Source organism: Nocardia sp. NBC_00416 (assembly GCF_036032445.1).
In the GTDB taxonomy this organism is placed as follows: domain Bacteria; phylum Actinomycetota; class Actinomycetes; order Mycobacteriales; family Mycobacteriaceae; genus Nocardia.
This window is the reverse complement of record NZ_CP107932.1, coordinates 2,147,929-2,166,448: the sequence shown is the minus strand read 5'-3', so window position 1 is coordinate 2,166,448 and position 18,520 is coordinate 2,147,929. Positions and strand designations below refer to the sequence as shown.

The 18,520-nt window shown below is 70.3% G+C and carries 8 protein-coding genes; all 8 read left to right on the top strand.

Annotated features, from left to right (window positions below; genetic code table 11):
• The first annotated feature begins 15 nt into the window (after window positions 1-15).
• The 8 genes from OG804_RS08775 (at window position 16) to OG804_RS08740 (ending at window position 18,197) form a co-directional block, all read left to right on the top strand.
• The gene (locus tag OG804_RS08775; protein ID WP_328395734.1) at window positions 16-9,339 is read left to right on the top strand and encodes a type I polyketide synthase; all 9,324 of its coding nucleotides are present in this window, start codon (window positions 16-18) and stop codon (window positions 9,337-9,339) included.
• Between the two features lie 146 nt (window positions 9,340-9,485).
• Window positions 9,486-10,355 (top strand): SDR family NAD(P)-dependent oxidoreductase, encoded by an 870-nt coding sequence (locus OG804_RS08770; protein ID WP_328395732.1) that lies wholly within the window; start codon window positions 9,486-9,488, stop codon window positions 10,353-10,355.
• Window positions 10,356-10,493: 138 nt separating this feature from the next.
• On the top strand, window positions 10,494-12,131 hold the full coding sequence (locus OG804_RS08765) for an ABC transporter substrate-binding protein (protein ID WP_328395730.1): 1,638 nt from the start codon (window positions 10,494-10,496) through the stop codon (window positions 12,129-12,131).
• A 2-nt stretch (window positions 12,132-12,133) separates the two neighbouring features.
• Window positions 12,134-13,114, top strand: a complete 981-nt coding sequence (locus OG804_RS08760; RefSeq protein WP_328395728.1) for an ABC transporter permease — start codon at window positions 12,134-12,136, stop codon at window positions 13,112-13,114.
• 3 nt (window positions 13,115-13,117) lie between these two features.
• Window positions 13,118-13,987 carry an ABC transporter permease gene (locus OG804_RS08755; RefSeq protein WP_328395726.1) on the top strand — a complete coding sequence of 290 codons (870 nt, stop codon included), beginning with the start codon at window positions 13,118-13,120 and terminating at the stop codon, window positions 13,985-13,987.
• On the top strand, window positions 13,984-15,816 hold the full coding sequence (locus OG804_RS08750) for an ABC transporter ATP-binding protein (protein ID WP_328395724.1): 1,833 nt from the start codon (window positions 13,984-13,986) through the stop codon (window positions 15,814-15,816). Before OG804_RS08755 ends, OG804_RS08750 begins: the two co-directional genes overlap by 4 nt.
• Window positions 15,817-15,831: 15 nt before the next feature.
• Window positions 15,832-17,802 (top strand): FAD/NAD(P)-binding protein, encoded by a 1,971-nt coding sequence (locus OG804_RS08745; RefSeq protein WP_328395722.1) that lies wholly within the window; start codon window positions 15,832-15,834, stop codon window positions 17,800-17,802.
• Window positions 17,799-18,197, top strand: coding sequence for a VOC family protein (locus tag OG804_RS08740; RefSeq protein ID WP_328395720.1), 399 nt, complete (start codon window positions 17,799-17,801; stop codon window positions 18,195-18,197). Before OG804_RS08745 ends, OG804_RS08740 begins: the two co-directional genes overlap by 4 nt.
• Window positions 18,198-18,520: the final 323 nt, after the last annotated feature.

The following is an 18,520-nucleotide window of genomic DNA, read 5'->3' as shown; positions in this document are numbered from 1 at the left end:
CAATGAGGTAGAGGGATGCAAGACGATCGTATTCGCGACCTGCTCAAGAAGGTCTCGCTGGAGCTGCAGCAGTCACGGCGCGACCTGGCGACGCTGGAGAACGACCGCCGCGAGCCCATCGCGATCGTCGGGATCGGCTGCCGTTTCCCGGGCGGAGCGGAGGGACCCGACAGCTTCTGGCGACTGCTGGACGACGAGCGGGACGCGGTCGGCGAGTTCCCCGCCGACCGCGGCTGGGATCTGGCGACCTTGTTCGACGAGGAGCAGGGACCGGGAACATCGACGACCGCGCAGGGCGGATTCCTCTCCGATATAGCCGGTTTCGACGCCGGGCTGTTCGGGGTGTCCCCGCGGGAGGCGCTGGCCTCCGACCCGCAGCATCGGCTCCTGCTCGAGACGACGTGGCAGGCCTTCGAACACGCCGGTATCGACCCGACCGGTCTGCGCGGCAGCCGCACGGGCGTGTTCATCGGCACCAACGGCAACGACTACCCGAGCACACTGTCGGGCTACCCGCCGGAGCTGGAAGGCTATCTGGGAGTGGGGAACGCGGCCAGTGTCGCCTCCGGCCGGATCTCGTACTCCTTCGGGCTCGAGGGCCCCGCGCTCACCGTGGACACCGCCTGCTCGGCGTCGCTGGTGGCCACCCACCTCGCGGTGCGGTCGCTGCGCGAACGGGAATGCGACAGCGCCGTGATCGGCGGGGTGACGCTGATGAGCTCCCCCGCGCTGTTCGTGGAGTTCTCCCGGCAGCACGGATTGGCGCGGGACGGCCGCTGCAAGGCATTCGGCGACGGGGCGGACGGCACCGGCTGGGCCGAAGGCGTCGGAGTACTGGTAGCCGAACGTCTTTCCGATGCGCGGGCCGCGGGCCGGCGGATCCTGGCGGTCATCCGGGGCTCCGCGGTGAACCAGGATGGTGCGTCCAACGGGCTGACCGCGCCCAACGGTCCGGCGCAACAGCGGGTCATCGAGGACGCGCTGGCGTCCGCGGGTCTGCTGGCCGACGATATCGACGCCGTCGAAGCACACGGAACCGGCACCGCGCTCGGCGATCCCATCGAGGCGCATGCCCTGCTGGCCACCTACGGCAGGCGGCGCGGACGCGATCCGCTGTGGCTGGGATCGGTGAAATCGAATATCGGGCATACGCAGGCCGCGGCGGGGATCGCGGGACTGATCAAAATGGTCCTCGCCCTCGGCAACGAGCGGCTGCCGCGCACCCTGCACGCCGACCGTCCGTCGACGAAGATCGACTGGACCGGTGGGAACGTGCGGATACTGGATACCGCGCGGCCCTGGCCGCGCCGGGAAACGCCGCGGCGGGCGGGTGTATCGGCCTTCGGAGTCAGCGGTACCAATGCCCACATCCTCATCGAAGAAGCGCCGGATCCGGTCGATGCCGCCGTATCCGGCAACGGGCCCGAGACAGTGGATCCGGCCGCGTCGCCTCCGGGTGAGCCGGCGGCGACGGCCCTGCTCCTTTCGGCCCGTTCCCCGAAATCGCTGGCCGGGCAGGCCGCCGGCCTGCTCGCGGCGGACCGGGTGCTCGACGCGGCGCCCGGCGATATCGCCTCGTCGCTGCGCGGCCGGGCACTGCTGGGAGAGCGCGCGGTCGTGGTCGGCTCGACCGGGGAATCGTTGCGCCGCGGGCTCGCCGCCTTGGCCGGCGACGGTCTCGACGACGATCTGGTCCGCGGCACCGCCGCCACCGGGCGCCGGACGGTGTTCGTGTTCCCCGGCCAAGGCTCGCAATGGGCGGGTATGGCCGATTCGTTGCTGGAGTCGAGCCCGGAGTTCGCGACCTATCTGGGCGAATGCGCCGAAGCGCTCGAACCGTTCGTGGACTGGTCACTACTGGATGTGCTCACCGGTGCGGCAGGCGCGCCGGACCTGGACCGGGTCGACGTGGTGCAACCGGTGCTGTGGGCGATGATGGTGTCGCTGGCCAAGCTGTGGATACACCTCGGCGTCCGCCCGCAGGCGGTGATCGGCCACTCCCAGGGCGAGATCGCGGCGGCCCATATCGCGGGTGCGCTGAGCCTGCGGGACTCGGCGCGGGTGGTGGCCCTGCGGAGCCGGGCGATCACCCGGATAGCCGGGCGCGGCGGGATGCTCAGCGTGGCGCTGTCCGAAGCGGACGTCCGCACCCGGCTATCCGGCCGGGAGACCAGGCTGTCGGTCGCCGCGGTCAACGGCCCGGGCGCGGTGGTGGTCGCCGGTGACGATACCGCCATCGGCGAACTGGCGGCGGAGCTGGACCGGCACGAAATCTGGCACCGCCGCGTCAATGTCGACTACGCGTCGCACTCCCACCACGTGGACGCGGTGCAGGCCGAAGTACTGGATCAGCTGGCGCCGATCACGTCGCGGTCCGCCACGATCCCGCTCCTGTCCACCGTGACCGGCGCGCCGATCGACACCACGACGATGGGCGCGCAGTACTGGTACACCAACCTGCGGTCGACGGTGCTGTTCGACACCGCGCTGCGCCGGGCCCTGGCCGACGACTACGACACCGTGGTGGAGGTCAGCCCGCACCCGGTGCTGCGGTACACCGTCGACGCGATCGCCGAGACCGTGGGCGATGTGGACTTCGCCTCCACCGGGACCCTGCGCCGCGAGCGCTCGGGCCGACACGAACTGCTGCTCGCCGCGGCGCGGCTGCATGTGCGCGGCATCGAGGTGAACTGGGACGCGTTGCTGCCGGTGCGCCAGGGTAACCGGGTCGAGCTGCCGACCTACGCCTTCGACCGGCAACGGTACTGGGGCGCCGACGATTCCACGGTGCGGGCGGTGGACGCGCGCCGCCTCGGCGTACACACCGCCGCGCATCCGCTGTTGGGCGGGGTAGTGGAGATATCGGCCTCCGGCGCGACGCTTTTCGTCGGACAGATCGCGCTGTCGGACCAGCCCTGGCTGGCCGATCACGCGGTGGGGGACACCGTGGTCGTGCCCGGCGCGGCCTGCGTCGACATCGCACTGTGGATCGGCGCCGAACTCGGCCTGCCCGACGTCGCCGAGCTGGTCAACGAGCGGCCGATCACGGTCCCGGAGTCCGGCCGGATCCGCGTGCAGGTGTACGCCGGTCCAGAGCAGGAGGGCCGGCGTGCTATCACCTTCTTCACCGCTGACGACGCCGACGGCCTCGGCGGTGAGTGGCAGCAGTGCGCCTCCGGCGTGCTGGCGGCAACCGCCCCCGGCCCGGCCCCCGACGCTGGCCCGGGACTCGGCGTGCGCCCGGCCGATCCCACGACGATCTATGCGCGGCTCGCCGATCTCGGCTTGAACTACGGGCCGGCCTTCCAGGGTTTGCGCGCAGTGACGGCCGACGGAGACGCCCTGCGGGCGGTCGCGTCCCTGCCCGGGAGCCACGAGGCCGGGCCGGCGTTCAGTATTCATCCCGCACTGCTGGATTCGGCGTTGCACGCGATTCCGTATTTCCAGGGTGAGCTGGCATTGCCGTTCAGCTGGTCGGGCGTTCGGTTGTGGGCCCGCGAGGCCCGCGAACTGTCCGTGCGAGTGACCGGTCTCGGCGACCACACCTTCGGTGTGATCGCGGTGGATCCGCAGGGCGCCCCGGTGGTGACCATCGAATCGGTATCACTGCGGCCTGTCGCGGGACTGGCCCCGCCGCCCGCGGCCGGGGTCCGGCCGCACCGCGTGTCCTGGCGGCCGCTGCAGCCGGTGGAACCCACCGGCTCCGCACCCGCCGCGGTGCTGCTGACCGAACACGCGGACCGCCACCGGGACAGCGGAATTCGTCCTGTCACGGCACTGTCCGAGGTGGCGCCCGCGAATACCGCTCTCGTTCTGCTGGACACCGCCGAACTCGGTGACGACACACCGACCGGATCCCTCGCCGCCGAGGTGCACGCGATCACCGCGCGCGCCCTCGCGCGTCTACGGGAATGGCTCGCGCACGACAACCCCGGCGCCCGGCTCGCCGTGCTGGTCCGGTGCGGACAGGCGGTACTCGAGACCGACGCACCCGATCTGCGCTTCGGCGCGCTGGCCGGTCTGGTCCGGGCGGCGCAGACGGAGAATCCGGGGCGTTTCCTGCTGGTCGACCATGACGGGACCGCCGACCACACGGCGCTCGCGGACGTGGCCGCGACCGCCGTCGGCGCGGACGAGTCCGAGGTGGGGGTGCGCGCCGGTCACCCGGTGTTCGTCCCGCGCCTGGAGCCGGTTTCGGATACGGATCCGGGCACCGCCGAGGATCCCGTGCCGGACGGTCCGGGTACGGCTCTGATCGTCGGCGGGCTCGGCCTGCTGGGGCGGATGACCGCGCTGGAGCTCGCGGACCGCGGCGACGTCTCCACCGTCGTACTGGTGTCGCGCCGGGGTCCGGCCGACGACCAGGCGATGGCCGCGCGCGCGGAACTCGAGGCGGTAGGTGTCGGCGTCGAGGTGGTCGCCTGTGACGCGGCCGATCGCGCGCAGCTGGCGGCCGTGCTGGCGGTGATCCCGGACTCTCGGCCGCTGACCGCCGTCGTGCACGCGGCGGGCGCGCTGGCCGACCGACCGCTGCACAGCCTGACCCCGGAGGCACTGCACGAGGTGCTGCGCAGCAAAGTGGATATCGCCTGGAATCTGCACGAACTGACGGCGGGTATCGCGCTCCGTTCGTTCGTGCTGTTCTCCTCGGCGGCCGGCACGCTCGGTATCGCCGGGCAGTCCAACTACGCCGCGGCCAACACGTTTCTCGACTCGCTGGCGCAGTACCGGCGGGGCACGGGTTCGCCCGCGTCGTCGCTGGCATGGGGATTGTGGGAATCCGCCAGTGCCCTGACCGGCCATCTCCGCGACGCCGACCGACAGCGGTTGGCCCGTCAGGGCGTACGCGCCCTGACCTCCGCGGTCGGGGTGGGGCTGCTGCGCCAATGCCTGCGTGCCGGTTCGGTCGATCTGGTGCCGGTCGATCTGGTCGCCGCGCAATGGCAGGACACGATGTCGCCGATCCTGCGTGGCGCGTTGCGCTATCGGCCCGCGCTGCGGCAGGCAGCAGCCGACCGAGCGGGCGACGCACAACGTCTGCGGGCGCTGGCCGGCCGCGAGCAGGCCGCCGCCGTGGACGCGCTCGTTCTCGAGCATGCGGCAGCGGTGCTCGGCTACGACACGCCCGCGGCGATTTCGGCGACCTCGACCTTCAAAGACCTGGGTATGGATTCGCTCACCGCGGTGGAACTGCGCAACCGGCTCGCCCGGGCGCTGGAGATCCGGCTCGCCGCGACTGTCGTGTTCGACCATCCCACGCCCGTGGCGCTCGCTGCCGAGATCGGCGCCCGGCTGGCCGGGGCCGGGGTGTCGCCGCGACCGCGCGTGCGCACTGCGCCCTCGGCCGCGGCCGAGGAGCCGGTGGCGGTGGTGGGTATGGGGTGTCGTTATCCGGGGGGTGTGCGTTCGGCGGGTGGTTTGTGGGATCTGGTGGTGGGTGGGGTGGATGCGGTGTCGGGGTGGCCGGGGGATCGGGGTTGGGATGGTGCGGGTTTGTTCAGTGTGGATCGGGGGCGTGCGGGTTCTTCGTATGTTCGTGCTGGTGGGTTTGTGGAGGGGATGGCTGATTTCGATGCGGGGTTGTTCGGGATGTCGCCGCGGGAGGCGTTGGCGACTGATCCGCAGCAGCGGCAGTTGTTGGAGGTGACGTGGGAGACGTTGGAGGGGGCGGGTATTGATCCGTTGTCGTTGCGGGGCAGCAACACCGGCGTCTACACCGGTATCGTCGCCGCCGACTACGCCGACGGTTACTGGACGGCGGTACCGCCGGAGTTGGAAGGCTATGTCGGAGTCGGCACCATGACCAGTGTCGCGTCGGGCCGGGTGGCCTACACCTTCGGGCTGCAGGGGCCGGCGATCTCGGTGGATACGGCGTGCTCGTCGTCGCTGGTGTCGATCCATCTGGCTGTCGCCGCGCTGCGCAACCGCGAATGCGATCTGGCATTGGCGGGCGGGGTGACTCTGCTGACCTCGCCCGCGGGTTTCATCGAATTCTCCAGGCAGCGAGGCCTGTCGCCGGACGGCCGGTGCCGGTCGTTCGCGGCGGGGGCGGATGGTACGGGCTGGGCCGAGGGTGTGGGGATGGTGTTGTTGCAGCGGTTGTCGGATGCGCGGCGGTCGGGGCGGGAGATCTTGGCGGTGATCCGGTCGACGGCGATCAATCAGGATGGTGCGTCCAATGGTTTGACCGCGCCCAACGGGGCGGCGCAGCAGCAGGTGATCCGCCGGGCCCTCGAATCGGCGGGATTGGATATCGGCGAGGTCGACGCCGTCGAAGCCCACGGCACCGGCACCGTGCTCGGCGACCCCATCGAAGCCAACGCGCTGCTGGGCACCTATGGTCGCCGCACCGGCGCGGAGCCCCTGTACGTGGGTTCGCTCAAATCCAATATCGGTCACACCGCCGCGGCCGCCGGGGTCGGCGGGGTGATCAAGATGGTGGAGGCGCTGCGGCGCGGCGTACTGCCCGCCTCCCTGCACGTGGACCGGCCGACCGATCTGGTGGACTGGGAATCCGGTTCGGTCCGGGTCCTCACCGAATCGCGCCCGTGGCCCGAGACCGGTCGTGCCCGCCGCGCCGGGGTGTCGGCGTTCGGGGTGAGCGGTACCAACGCGCACGTGATCCTCGAACAGGCCCCGGTCCCGTCCGCGCCGCCGGCCGATGAGGGGCCGACGGGCGAGACGACGACAGCGTGGCCGCTCTCCGGGCACACGGCGTCGGCGCTGCGCCGCCAGGCCCGCGATCTGGCCCGGCACATCCGGGAACATCCCTCGATCGATACCGCCGCCGTCGCGCATACGCTGATCACCAGCCGCGCCCGGCTCGCGCACCGCGCGGTCGTGGTGGCCGCCGCTCCGGACGAATTCGTCACCCGGCTGACCGCCCTCGCGGACGGCTCTCCCACCTCCACCACCGTGCACGGGGCCCGGAAGCGGGACGCCGTTCTCGGATACATGTTCACCGGTCAGGGCAGTCAGCGTCCGGGTATGGGATCCGCGCTGGCCCGGCGATACCCGGTCTTCGCCGATACCTACGCCCAGGTGCTGGCATTGTTCGACGCGCGTCTGCGCGGCCGGATCGAGGGCTCGCTGCCGGAGCTCATCCGAACGGGTCCGGCGGCGACGCTGGACCGGACCGTGTTCGCTCAGCCCGCGCTGTTCGCGTTCGAGGTCGCGCTGTTCCGGTTGCTCGAATCCTGGGGGGCGCGCCCGGCGTATCTCTGCGGGCACTCGATCGGGGAGATCGCCGCGGCGCACGTCGCGGGGGTGATGACGCTCGATGTGGCAGTGGACCTGGTGGTCCATCGCGCGACGTCGATGTTCGCCCTGCCGGCGGGCGGCGCGATGCTCGCGGTGGAGATGTCGGTCGCGGAACTCGACAGCCTGGCGGACTGGCGTGCCGACCTCGATCTCGCCGCCGTGAACGGGCCTACCTCGCTCGTCGTCGCGGGCGGGTCCGCGGCCGTCGAGCGCCTGCGCGGCACGGTCCTGGAACAGGGGCGGCGCGCGCGGATCCTCGGCGTGAGCCATGCCTTCCACTCCCGGCTCATGGACCCCATGTCGGCGTCCTTCGAACAGGCCCTCGCCCCGATCGAATTCGCTGCGCCCCGAATCCCACTGGTGTCCACGGTGACCGGGACGATCGCACCGGCGGAGGAGATCGGCTCCGCCGGTTACTGGGTGCGCCAAGTGCGGCGGCCGGTGCTGTTCCGCGAGACGGTCCGTGAACTCGCCCGGCTCGGTGTCACCCACCTGGTCGAACTGGGTCCGGACGCGCATCTGACCCCGCACGCGCTCGCGACCTCGGCCGCGGACGCATCCGATTCCGGGCTCACGGTAACGGCCGCGGTGCGTCGAGACCGCGACGAGGTGGAGACCGTGCTGCTGGCCGCGGCACGACTGGAACTGGGCGGGACGGGAATCGACTGGAACCGGGCGACCGGTATGGGCCGGGCGGTAGCGGCCACCACCTTGCCCACCTATCCGTTCGAACGGGAACGCTATTGGCTACCGCCGGGCCCGGCCGCGCTCGCCGCCGTACGGCGCACCACGGCCGCGCCCGAACCCGCAGCCGCAGCCGCGCCCGAACCCGCGCCCGAACCCGAACCCGCGGCCGCACCCGAACTCGCTGGTGAACCCGTCGATCCGGTGGCCCTTTCCGGCGCCGATCTGCTGCACCTGGTGCGGCGGGCGGGCGCGGAGGTGCTCGGGCTCGACGATCCGGCCCGGGTCGGTGACCGGACGTCGTTCGCCGAACTCGGGATGACCTCGCTGGCGGCCGTCGAACTCACCGAGAAGCTGCGGGCACGACTGCGCATCGACCTGGCGGCGAGTGCTCCGATCGAATTCCCCACACCGGCGGAACTGGCCGCGCACCTGGAGGTCGCGACGGCCGGAACGGGTTCGGTTCGTGCGGTATCGGACCACTCGTTGCCGACCTTCTATCTGGAACTCAATCGTCGCGGTGAGCGGGAGGCGGCGGCAGCGCTGATCGTCGCGGCGTCGCACACCCGGGACAGCTTCGACGGAAACCGCTCCCGCGAGCTCACGCCGCCGCCGGTCCGGCTTTCGCCCGGTGACGACCCGGCTGCGCCGCTGGTCGTCTGCTTCCCCGCACTGACCGCGATGTCGGGCCCGCACGAATTCGCCGGTTTCGCGCGGGCACTAGGCGAAAACCACCCCGTCTACGCCATGGAAGCGCCTGGGTACCGCCCGGATTCGTCGCTTCCGGCGGATCTGCGGACCTATCTGCACGCGCAGGCCGAGGCGATCTCCGCGGCGGTCGGGGATCGTGATTTCGTGGTCGTCGGACGTTCGCTCGGCGGCTGTGTCGCCCACGCGGTGACCACGGAACTGATCGGGCACGGCCGAGCACCGCTGGGACTCGCGCTGATAGACACCTATCCGATCGACACACCTACGCGGCCGGGCAAGCAGTGGTGGATGGCCGCGCTGATCGACGGAATGCTGCGCCGCATCGACGATCTGCAGCTGGACCTCGCGCCGCAGCGCCTCACGACGATGGGCGCCTATCTGCGGCTCACCGCGGACCTGGCGGCCGAGCCGATACCCGTGCCGACACTGCTGGTCCGGGCCGCGGACCGGCTACCGGGGATGCCCACCGAACCCGGTGTGCCCTGGCAGGCCGACTGGCCGTATGCCACGGACCGAGTCGATGTCCCCGGTGACCATTTCTCGGTGCTGGAGAGTTGTTCGGCCGATACGGCGGCAGCGGTCGGCGCCTGGATTCGGGCGCTGGCCGCGGAACCGGTGGACGCCGCCGACGTTCGCGCGGACCGAGCGCGGGGCTCCGATCCGCGGCGGGCGGTCACTCCGTGAGACCGGGGCGAGGCCGGCTGCCCGGCGACCATATTCGGCCGGGTCCGGTCAACCGCCCCGGACCCCTATTCCCGGTCCGGGACGGCTGGTCCGCCGGTGCTGTTTAGGGGTGATCAGCTTCCGGCCCGCTTGCTAGCGTCCCGATCATGACCGAAATCGCTTCTTCCGCAACCAGAACCGTGCTGATCACCGGGACGTCCTCGGGTGTCGGCCTCGCCTCCGCCGTCGCGGCCGCGCAGGCCGGCTGGCGCACCGTAGCGACCGTACGCGACCTCGACCGGACCGAAAACCTACGCGCGGCGGCGCGGGCGGCGGGGGTGGAGCTGGATATCCGCCGCTTGGACGTGACCGAGCCGGAGTCGGTCGAGGAGACCATATCGGGTGTCGCGGACGCCTATGGCCGCCTGGACGCAGTGGTGAACAATGCGGGCGTCGGCAGCGTCGGCACGCTGGAACTGCTCACTCTGGAACAGATCCGGGCCAGCATGGAGGTCAACTTCTTCGGTGTGCTCGCGGTCAGCCGCGCCGCGCTGCCGCATCTGCGGGCCAGTTCGGGCCGGCTGATCGTGGTGGGCAGCGCCTACGGCGCCGTCGGCCAGCCGTTCAACGAGCCCTACTGCGCCGCCAAGGCTGCCACCGAGGTGTACATGGAAAGCCTGGCGCCGGTGGCCGCCGAGGTGGGTGTCACGGTTTCGGTGATCGAGCCGGGGCCGATCGCCTCGAATTTCTTCGACAATATCCCCGTCGACCGCGCGGCCATGCGGGAGTCGGCGGGGCAGTACAAGGCGGCGTACGAGAACTACCTGGTCCACATCCCGAACCTGATCGCGGGCGCGGTGCAGACCCCGGAGAAGGTCGCCGAGAGCGTGCTGTACACCCTCACCGACCCCGCGCCCGCCTTTCGCGTGCAGACCTCGGACTTCTCCCGCAACTTCGTGGCCGACAAGCTGATCGACGTCGACGGGGCGGCGGTGCAGTCCATCACGAGGCAGTGGCTCAGCCCGGCGAACGATTGACAGGCAGCGGTGCGACCGCGGGGGTCGATCCGGCGCCACCCCTATCCCGGGTCCGGTGGCAACCCCTACCCCGACGAAAATTCCGGTCGTCATTTTCTGGGGTAACCGGTCGAGATCTCTGTTGTTAGCGTCGAATACGTGCGTTCACTCTCGTCGTTGCGGCTGTTCGTCCTATTCGTCGCATCCGTGTTGTCCCTCGTTGCTTGTGCCGGTAGCGGCGTGCCGGGAGAGGATGCGACCGAACCGGTTTCCGGTGGCACCCTGACCTACGGAATAAACGACTCACCACAGTGTTTCGATATTCACGCCACCTCCAAGGATATTGCCGCCGAGATACAGCGCAATGTGGTGGATTCTCTTGTTTCCGAGGATGCCGAGCATCGGTTCCACCCGTGGCTCGCCACCGGGTGGACCGTGGCGGACGATCTGACGAGTTATACATTCACCCTGCGACGTGATGTGACTTTCACCGACGGAACGCGGTTCGACGCGGCGGCCGTGAAAGCCAATTTCGACCATATCGTCGCGCCGGCGACCAAATCGCAATACGCGATCAATCTGCTCGGTCCCTACACCGGTGCCGATATCGTCGATGATTTCACCGTCCGGATCAATTTCTCGGCGCCGTTCGCGCCTTTCCTCCAAGCCGCCAGTACGGCCTATCTCGGCTTCTACTCGCCCCGGGCGCTGGCCGTCGACGCGGACAAGCTGTGCGCGGGTGGTCCGGTGGATGTGGGCAGCGGTCCGTTCGTGTTCACGAGCTATACCAAGGGGCAGAGCGCGGTGATGACCCGCAATCCCGCGTACAACTGGGCTCCGGCCGACGCGAAACACAGCGGGCCCGCCTATCTGGATTCGCTGGTGTTCCGGATACTGCCGGAGGACGCCACCAGGGTCGGGGCGCTCACCAGCGGTCAGGTCGATATCGCCAAATCGATACCGCCGATCCAGGTGCCGACCGTCGAGGCCGACGCGCGGTTGGCGCTGACCCGCGCGGACCAGCCCGGGCAGACCTACAGCCTGTTCCTGAACACGACCGCCGCGCCGCTCGACGATCAGCGCGTGCGGCTCGCCATCCAACAGGGCATCGATGTGGCCCAGAATGTCGAGACCGTCTACTTCGGGCAGTACAAGCGGGCCTGGGGACCGCTGTCCCCGACGACACCGTCCTACGACCAGTCGGTGACCGATTCGTGGCGCTATGATCCGCAGGCCGCCGGCCGACTGCTCGACGACGCGGGCTGGACCCAACGGGACGGCGACGGCTTCCGGACCAGGAACGGGCAGCGCCTGACGCTGTACTGGCCCGCGCTGCCGGCCTCCGGAGTGCGCGATCAGCGCGATCTGCTGGACCAGGCCGTGCAGGCGGATCTGGCGAAAATCGGTGTGGAGGTGACACATCCGCGCCTGACCGCCGGCGAGTACAACGCCCGGGTGGCCGAGGGCAGTTTCCAGCTCTTCTCGGTCAGCTGGGCCCGGGCCGAGCCGGATCTGCTGCGACTGTTCTTCCACAGTGCCAGCAGACCGCCCAGCGGCAACAACGTCGCGTTCCTGCACGAGCCCCAGGTCGACCAGTGGACCACGGCGGGATCGGCCACCCTCGATCAACACATCCGCGACACGGTCTACGGGGACACGCAGCGCCGGGTGCTGGCGAACGGGTCGGTCGTGCCCCTCTACGTTCTGGCCGCGCTCAACGGCTACCGGAAGAACGTGCACGGGCACACCTTCGACCCGAACGGCTGGCTGCTGTTCTACGACGCCTGGAAGGCCTGACCGTGAGTGTGCGCGACGTGGCGGAGCGGCCGCCCGGGCAGGTCTTCGGACGGGTCACCCTGGTGCTGGGCAAGTGGCTGGTGGCCACCGTGGTGGTCGTCTTCGGCGCGGCCACCGTGGGTTTCATCGCGTTGCAACTGTTGCCCGGCGACCCGGTGGACTGGCTGCTCGGCCCGAGTATGACGGCCTCACCGACCCTGCGGGCCCAAGTGCGCGCCGATTTCGGTTTCGACCGGCCGGTTTTCGAGCAGTACCTGTCCTACCTGAGCATGGTCGCGCACGGTGATCTCGGCCGCTCCTATCAGCTGCAACAGCCGGTGGCGACCCTGATCGCCGACCAACTCCGCCCGACCGTGGAGCTGGCCGTCACGGCTCTGCTACTGGCTCTGGTGATCGCCCTGGTCGCCGCGGTCGGCACCGCCGGCCGGCGGCCGCGCCTGCGCGAGGCGGTGTCCACCGCCGAGCTCGTGCTCACCTCCGCGCCCCAATTCTGGGTGGGAATCCTGTTGCTGACGGTGTTCTCCTTCCAGCTGCGGCTCTTCCCGGTGGCCGGCGCCCAGACTCCGGCCGCACTGGTACTGCCGGCCGTCACGCTCGCGCTCTCCATCGCCGGTGTCCTGTCGCAGGTGCTGCGCGAGGCTCTGGAAGCCGCGCTGACCCAGCCCTTCGTCGTCACGGCGCGGGCCCGGGGACTGAGCTTGGCCGCGGTCCGCCTGCGGCATGCGCTGCGGCACGCCGCGGCACCGGTGCTCACGCTCACCGGATGGATGACGGGCACCCTGCTCGGCGGCGTCGTCCCGGTGGAGATCGTCTTCGGCAGACCGGGTATCGGCGCCCTCGTCCTGCAGGCGGTGACCAGCCGGGACATGCCGGTCGTCATGGGCGTCATCCTGCTGTCCGCGGTGGTTTTCGTGGTGATCTCCACCCTGGTCGACCTGCTGCACCTGGCGCTCGACCCTCGTATCCGCACGAACGGAGACTGACCCGTGATCGCCACCGATATCAGGGTGCCCGAACCGGTACCCGATCTCACGGCCCCCCGCCGATCCTTCCGATGGCCCGGCGTACTGGTCGCCGCGCTCGTCCTCGCGGTGATCGTCGCCATGGCGATCCTGCCGGACCTGTTCACCGGCGCGTCACCGACAGCGACCGATATGAGGCAGGCGCTCGAGGCGCCGGGCCCCGGACATTGGTTCGGCACCGACCAACTGGGCCGTGACGTGTTCACCCGCGTGGTGTACGGCACCCGGCCCGCGCTGCTGCTGGGCGTCCTGGCCACCGCGCTCGCCGTCGCCGCGGGGGTACTCGTCGGTCTGCTGGCCGCACTCGGCGGCCGGATCGCCGATCAGCTGCTGATGCGCGGCGCCGACGTACTGCTCGCCCTCCCCGCGCTGCTGTTGGCGCTGCTGGTCATCGCGGTGCTCGGAGAGGGCACCGTCAATGTCGCGGTGGCTGTGGCGGTCGCGTTCGTGCCGCTCTACGCCCGGCTGGTGCGCGCCGAAGCGCTCGTGGTCCGCAACTCCGGGTATGTGGAATCCGCGATCGGCCTCGGTCTGCCGCGGCGCACGGTGGTCTACCGGCACGTGGTGCCGAATGCGCTGGGACCCGTGCTGGTGATGGCGCCGGTGGGCTTCGGCACCTCCCTGCTGTATGCCTCGGCGCTGAGTTTCCTGGGCCTGGGACCCCAACCGCCCACGGCCGATTGGGGCGCGATGCTCTCGGAGGGCAAGGATGTCCTGGCCGCCGCGTGGTGGGTCGGTGTCTTCCCCGGTGTAGCGGTGACCGGCACCGTGATCGCCGTGAACATCGTCGGCCGCCGCCTGCGGACCAACGTGACGGGGCGGGGTGCCGAATGAGCAAGGCACATCTGGTGGTCGACGGACTCGAGGTGAGTTTCGGATCGGGACCCGACCGGATCCGGGCGGTCCGCGATGTGTCGTTCGAGGTCGGGCCGGGGGAGTGCCTGGCGCTCATCGGTGAATCGGGCTCGGGAAAGAGCGTCACCGCGCGCACCCTGATGGGTTTGACCGGTGACCGCGCGACCGTCACCGCCGGACAACTCAGTTTCGGCGGCGAGGATCTGCGCGACCTCGACGAAACCCGGTGGCGCGCCTTGCGCGGCCGCCGGATAGCGCTGGTCCTGCAGGATGCCATGGTCGCCCTGGATCCGCTGCGCCGCACCGGCGCCGAGATCGCGGAGACCCTGCGGACCCACACCACCGCCGGGCGGTCCGAGATCGACAGCCGGGTGCTGTCGCTGCTCGCCGAGGTCGGCGTCCCCGAGCCGCGGCGCCGCGCCCGGCAGTATCCTCACGAGCTGTCCGGCGGGCTGCGCCAGCGGGCGCTCATCGCCTCGGCCGTGGCCGCCGGCCCCGAGTTGCTGCTCGCCGACGAACCGACGACCGCACTGGACGCCACGGTCCAGGCGCAGGTGCTGGATCTGCTGCGCGAACTGCGCGCGGGCGGTATGTCGATGCTGCTGATCAGTCACGACCTGACCGTCGTATCCCGGCTCGCGGACCGGGTCGCGGTGATGTACGGCGGGCGGATCGTCGAACGCGGTCCGGCCGAACAGATCCTGCGCGATCCGCGCCACCCCTACACCCGGGCGTTGCTCGCCGCGGTGCCCACCGGGGACAGCAGGGGCAGCCGGCTGTCGGTGGCCGCGCCGGCCCGCCCGCCCGCGGGTCCGGACGGTTGCCCCTACGCCGCACGCTGCCCACTGGCCGACGCATTGTGCGTGCGCGAGATGCCCGCCCCGACCGATATCGGTGGCGCGCACGACTTCCGGTGCTGGCATCCCGGCACCGTGATCCGCGCCGCCGCGCCGGCGCCGGCGCCGGCGCCGGCACGGGACAAGGGACCCGGGCGGGCACTCCTCGAGGTCGACGGTCTCGTCAAGCGGTACCGGTCGGCCGGCGGCTGGCACGACGCGGTCCGGGACGTGTCCTTCACACTGCGGGCCGGTGAGGTGCTGGGTGTGGTCGGTGAGTCGGGTTCCGGCAAGACCACCACCGGGCGGATCGTGCTCGGTCTGACCCGGCCGGATTCGGGCAGCGTCCGTTTCGACGGGCAGCCGTGGAGTGATGTGCCCGAACGCGTCCGGCGGCCACGGCGACACCGGATCCAGCCGGTGTACCAGGACGCCCTCGGTTCGTTCGATCCGCGCCCGACCGTGGAGCGAATCCTGGGTGAGGCGATCGCGTCCGCCGGAGTACCCCGCGGGCCCGGCCGCCGGGCGAGAACGCTCGAACTGCTCGACCAGGTCGGTCTGGCGGAGAATGTGCTGCGCCGCCGGCCGCGCGAACTCTCCGGCGGGCAGCGGCAGCGGGTGGGGATCGCCCGGGCGCTCGCCACCGAACCGGAGGTGCTGATCTGCGACGAACCGGTCTCCGCGCTGGATGTCTCCATTCAGGCGCAGATCCTCGATCTGCTGACCACACTGCAGCACGAACTCGGCGTCGCCATGCTGTTCATCTCCCACGATCTGGGCGTCATCCACCATCTCAGCGACCGGATCCTGGTGATGAAGGACGGCCGGATCGTGGAGGAAGGCGAAGCGAGCCGAGTGTTCTCCCAGCCCGAAGACCCGTACACCAGCGAGCTGCTCGCCGCGACCGTCGTGCGCGCCGACGACCCCGACTCGTCCGCGCATCACGGGCGAGTGGTCTCGCTGCCGGGATGATTGCGCGGAGTCGCCATGTACTCACCCTCGCCGGCGGCCGCCGCCGACTCAGTACCCCGCCCACGCGCCGTCGCCATCGTCGGCGCCGGGCCGAAAGGAATCGGGGTGCTCGAGCGCCTCTGCGCGAGCGCGCCCGAGCTGCTCGGCGGCCAGCGGTTCACCGTCCATCTGGTCGACCCGTATCCACCCGGACCCGGCCGGATCTGGCGGCACGACCAGTCCCCGCTGCTGATGATGAACTCGAAGGCACGTGACGTCACGATGTTCACCGACGACACCGTGCTGTGCGAAGGCCCGGTGCGGCCGGGCCCGACGCTGGCCGAATGGACCGAGCAGGTGCGCGACGGCACGCTGACGGCCGAGATCGACCCCGGCCTGCGCGCGGAACTGAACGGCGCCACGCCGGCGAGTTTCCACACCCGTCGCCTGCAGAGCGCCTACCTGCGCTGGTGTTATGAGCGGGTCATCGCGACCTGTCCGGAATCGATCGATGTGCGCGTGCACACCGCTGAGGCGGTCGATCTCACCGAAGGCCCCGGCGGCGAGCAACTGGTCTGGCTGGGCGACCGGCCGGAGCCGTTGCGGGTCGACGTCGTGGTGCTCACCGTCGGGCACCTGGACGCCCACGCGGACGAGGCCGGACAGGCCCTGACGCGATTCGCCCGACGGCACGGTCTTCGATATCTACCGCCCACCTACACCGCCGATGCCGACCTGTCGGCGATCCGACCCGCCGAACCGGTGCTCGTCCGTGGGATCGGCCTCGCGTTCATCGATCTGATGACACTGCTGACCGAAGGCCGCGGGGGCCGGTTCGAGACGGCGCCGGACGGGCGCCTGACCTATGTGCGCTCCGGTGCCGAGCCGGAACTCTATGTGGGTTCGCGGCGCGGGGTTCCGTACCGGCCCAAGATCGACTACCGCTTGCTCGGCGTGCCCGCGGAACTGCCCCGCTTCTTCGGGCCCACCGAGATCGACGCCCTGGCCGCCCGGCCCGGTCCGATCCGGTTCTGGACGGATCTGTGGCCGTTGATCGCCAAGGAACTCGGCTGGGGCTACTACACGGAGCTGTTCACCGCGCATCCGGAACGGGTGCAGATGCGGTTCGCGGATTTCGGCGCGCACTACGCCGACCTGGCCTGGGCCAGCGACGAACTGCGCAGACTGGTGCGCAAGGCCGTTCCCCGCGCCGCCGACCGTTTCGATCCGATGGACCTGGACGGGCCACTGGCCCGTGCGATCGCCGCCGATGCCGACGCGATGGCGGCCGGTGTCCGTGACCATATCGAGGACGTGCTGGCCCGCTGCGGTGACGACGCGTTCAGCGCCGACCTCGGCGCGGTCGGCGCGATGCTCTCGGTGTTCCGGCAGCTGCCCCGTGCGGTGGCCACCGGCAAACTGGACGCGAAGTCGCAGGCGGTCGACGTGGACGGCTGGTGGTTCGGTTTCTTCAGTTATATGGGCAGCGGTCCGCCCCGGGTGCGGCTGGACGAACTGCTGGCCTTGGAACGCGCCGGTGTGGTGTCGTTCGTCGGACCCGACATGTGGTCCGAACCCGATGAGCAGCGGGGGGTGTTCATCGGCGGCAGCCGGAAGTCGCCCGGCACGTTCACGGCGACGACGCTCATCGATGCCCGGTTGCCCGCGCCGGATGTCACGCGGACGACGAACCCCATCGTGCGGGCACTGCACGCCCGCGGACAGCTCGGCGAGGAATCGCTGGCCATGGACGGGGCCGGGCAGCGAACCGGCAGGATCCACACCTCCGGCATCGACGGGCAACTGTTCGACGCCGCCGGCGTGGTGCATCCGCGGCGATTCGCGCTGGGGCCGCACACCAGCCTGCGCGTGGCGGGCGCGTTCAGCCGCCCGCGGACCAACGCGCTCGGCTTCCGGGAGAACGACCGTGTCGCCCGGCAGATACTGCGCGCGCTGAGCGCCGCACCGGCGGCGGAGAAATCCGAAACGAGATCGGGAGATCAATGATTCGTAAGACCTATGCTCGTGTACTCACCAACGACCTGGACGCCACGCTGCCGGTACTGCGGGAACTGACCGGGCGAGATCTGGATCTGCGCGTCCGGTTCGGCAGGTTCGAGATCGGGCTGATCGGCGGTTTCTGCGTCGTGGCGGGCGCGGACGAGGCGCTCGACCGGTACCGCGGCACGGTCGGCCCGGTGATCGTCGACGATATCGCCGCGGTGCTGGCGACGGTGGAGGGAGCCGGTGCCGAAGTCACCCTGCCGCCGTTCGACGGACCGGCGGGTCGCGGTTTCCTCGCCCGGCACACCGACGGTGTCGAATACGAGTACATCGAGTTCCGCGACGATCTGGCGCGGCAGGTGTTCGACGACGAGAGTGCGGTTCGGCGTCCGGCATAGTCGGCGAATTGCGCGCACTCGAGATCTGCTCGGCCTGAATCTAATTCGATGTCGGAAATCTACTGTGTTCAGCCCGTCCGGACGGGCGGCGGCCGCGCCGGCGCCCTGCGACGGGCTCGTCGGCCGGTTATCATGACAACGACACGGAAATATTCAGATTCGGCCATATGCTCTATGCGCGCTCAGCCGGAAATATGACGCGATGTCGCGTCGAGAGTGATGTGTCGTTTTCCGGCCCTGTCGCGTAGAGCTGTCCGAGACCTCGTCCCACGGAGTCTCGCAGAACGGTGTGGTTCTGTGACCACCGATTTCGAGGATTCCCA

Coding starts and splice junctions, on each gene's coding strand:
- OG804_RS08775 (WP_328395734.1), top strand. CDS start 16: ATGCAAGACGATCGTATTCGCGACCTGCTCAAGAAGGTCTCGCTGGAG.
- OG804_RS08770 (WP_328395732.1), top strand. CDS start 9,486: ATGACCGAAATCGCTTCTTCCGCAACCAGAACCGTGCTGATCACCGGG.
- OG804_RS08750 (WP_328395724.1), top strand. CDS start 13,984: ATGAGCAAGGCACATCTGGTGGTCGACGGACTCGAGGTGAGTTTCGGA.
- OG804_RS08745 (WP_328395722.1), top strand. CDS start 15,832: ATGTACTCACCCTCGCCGGCGGCCGCCGCCGACTCAGTACCCCGCCCA.
- OG804_RS08740 (WP_328395720.1), top strand. CDS start 17,799: ATGATTCGTAAGACCTATGCTCGTGTACTCACCAACGACCTGGACGCC.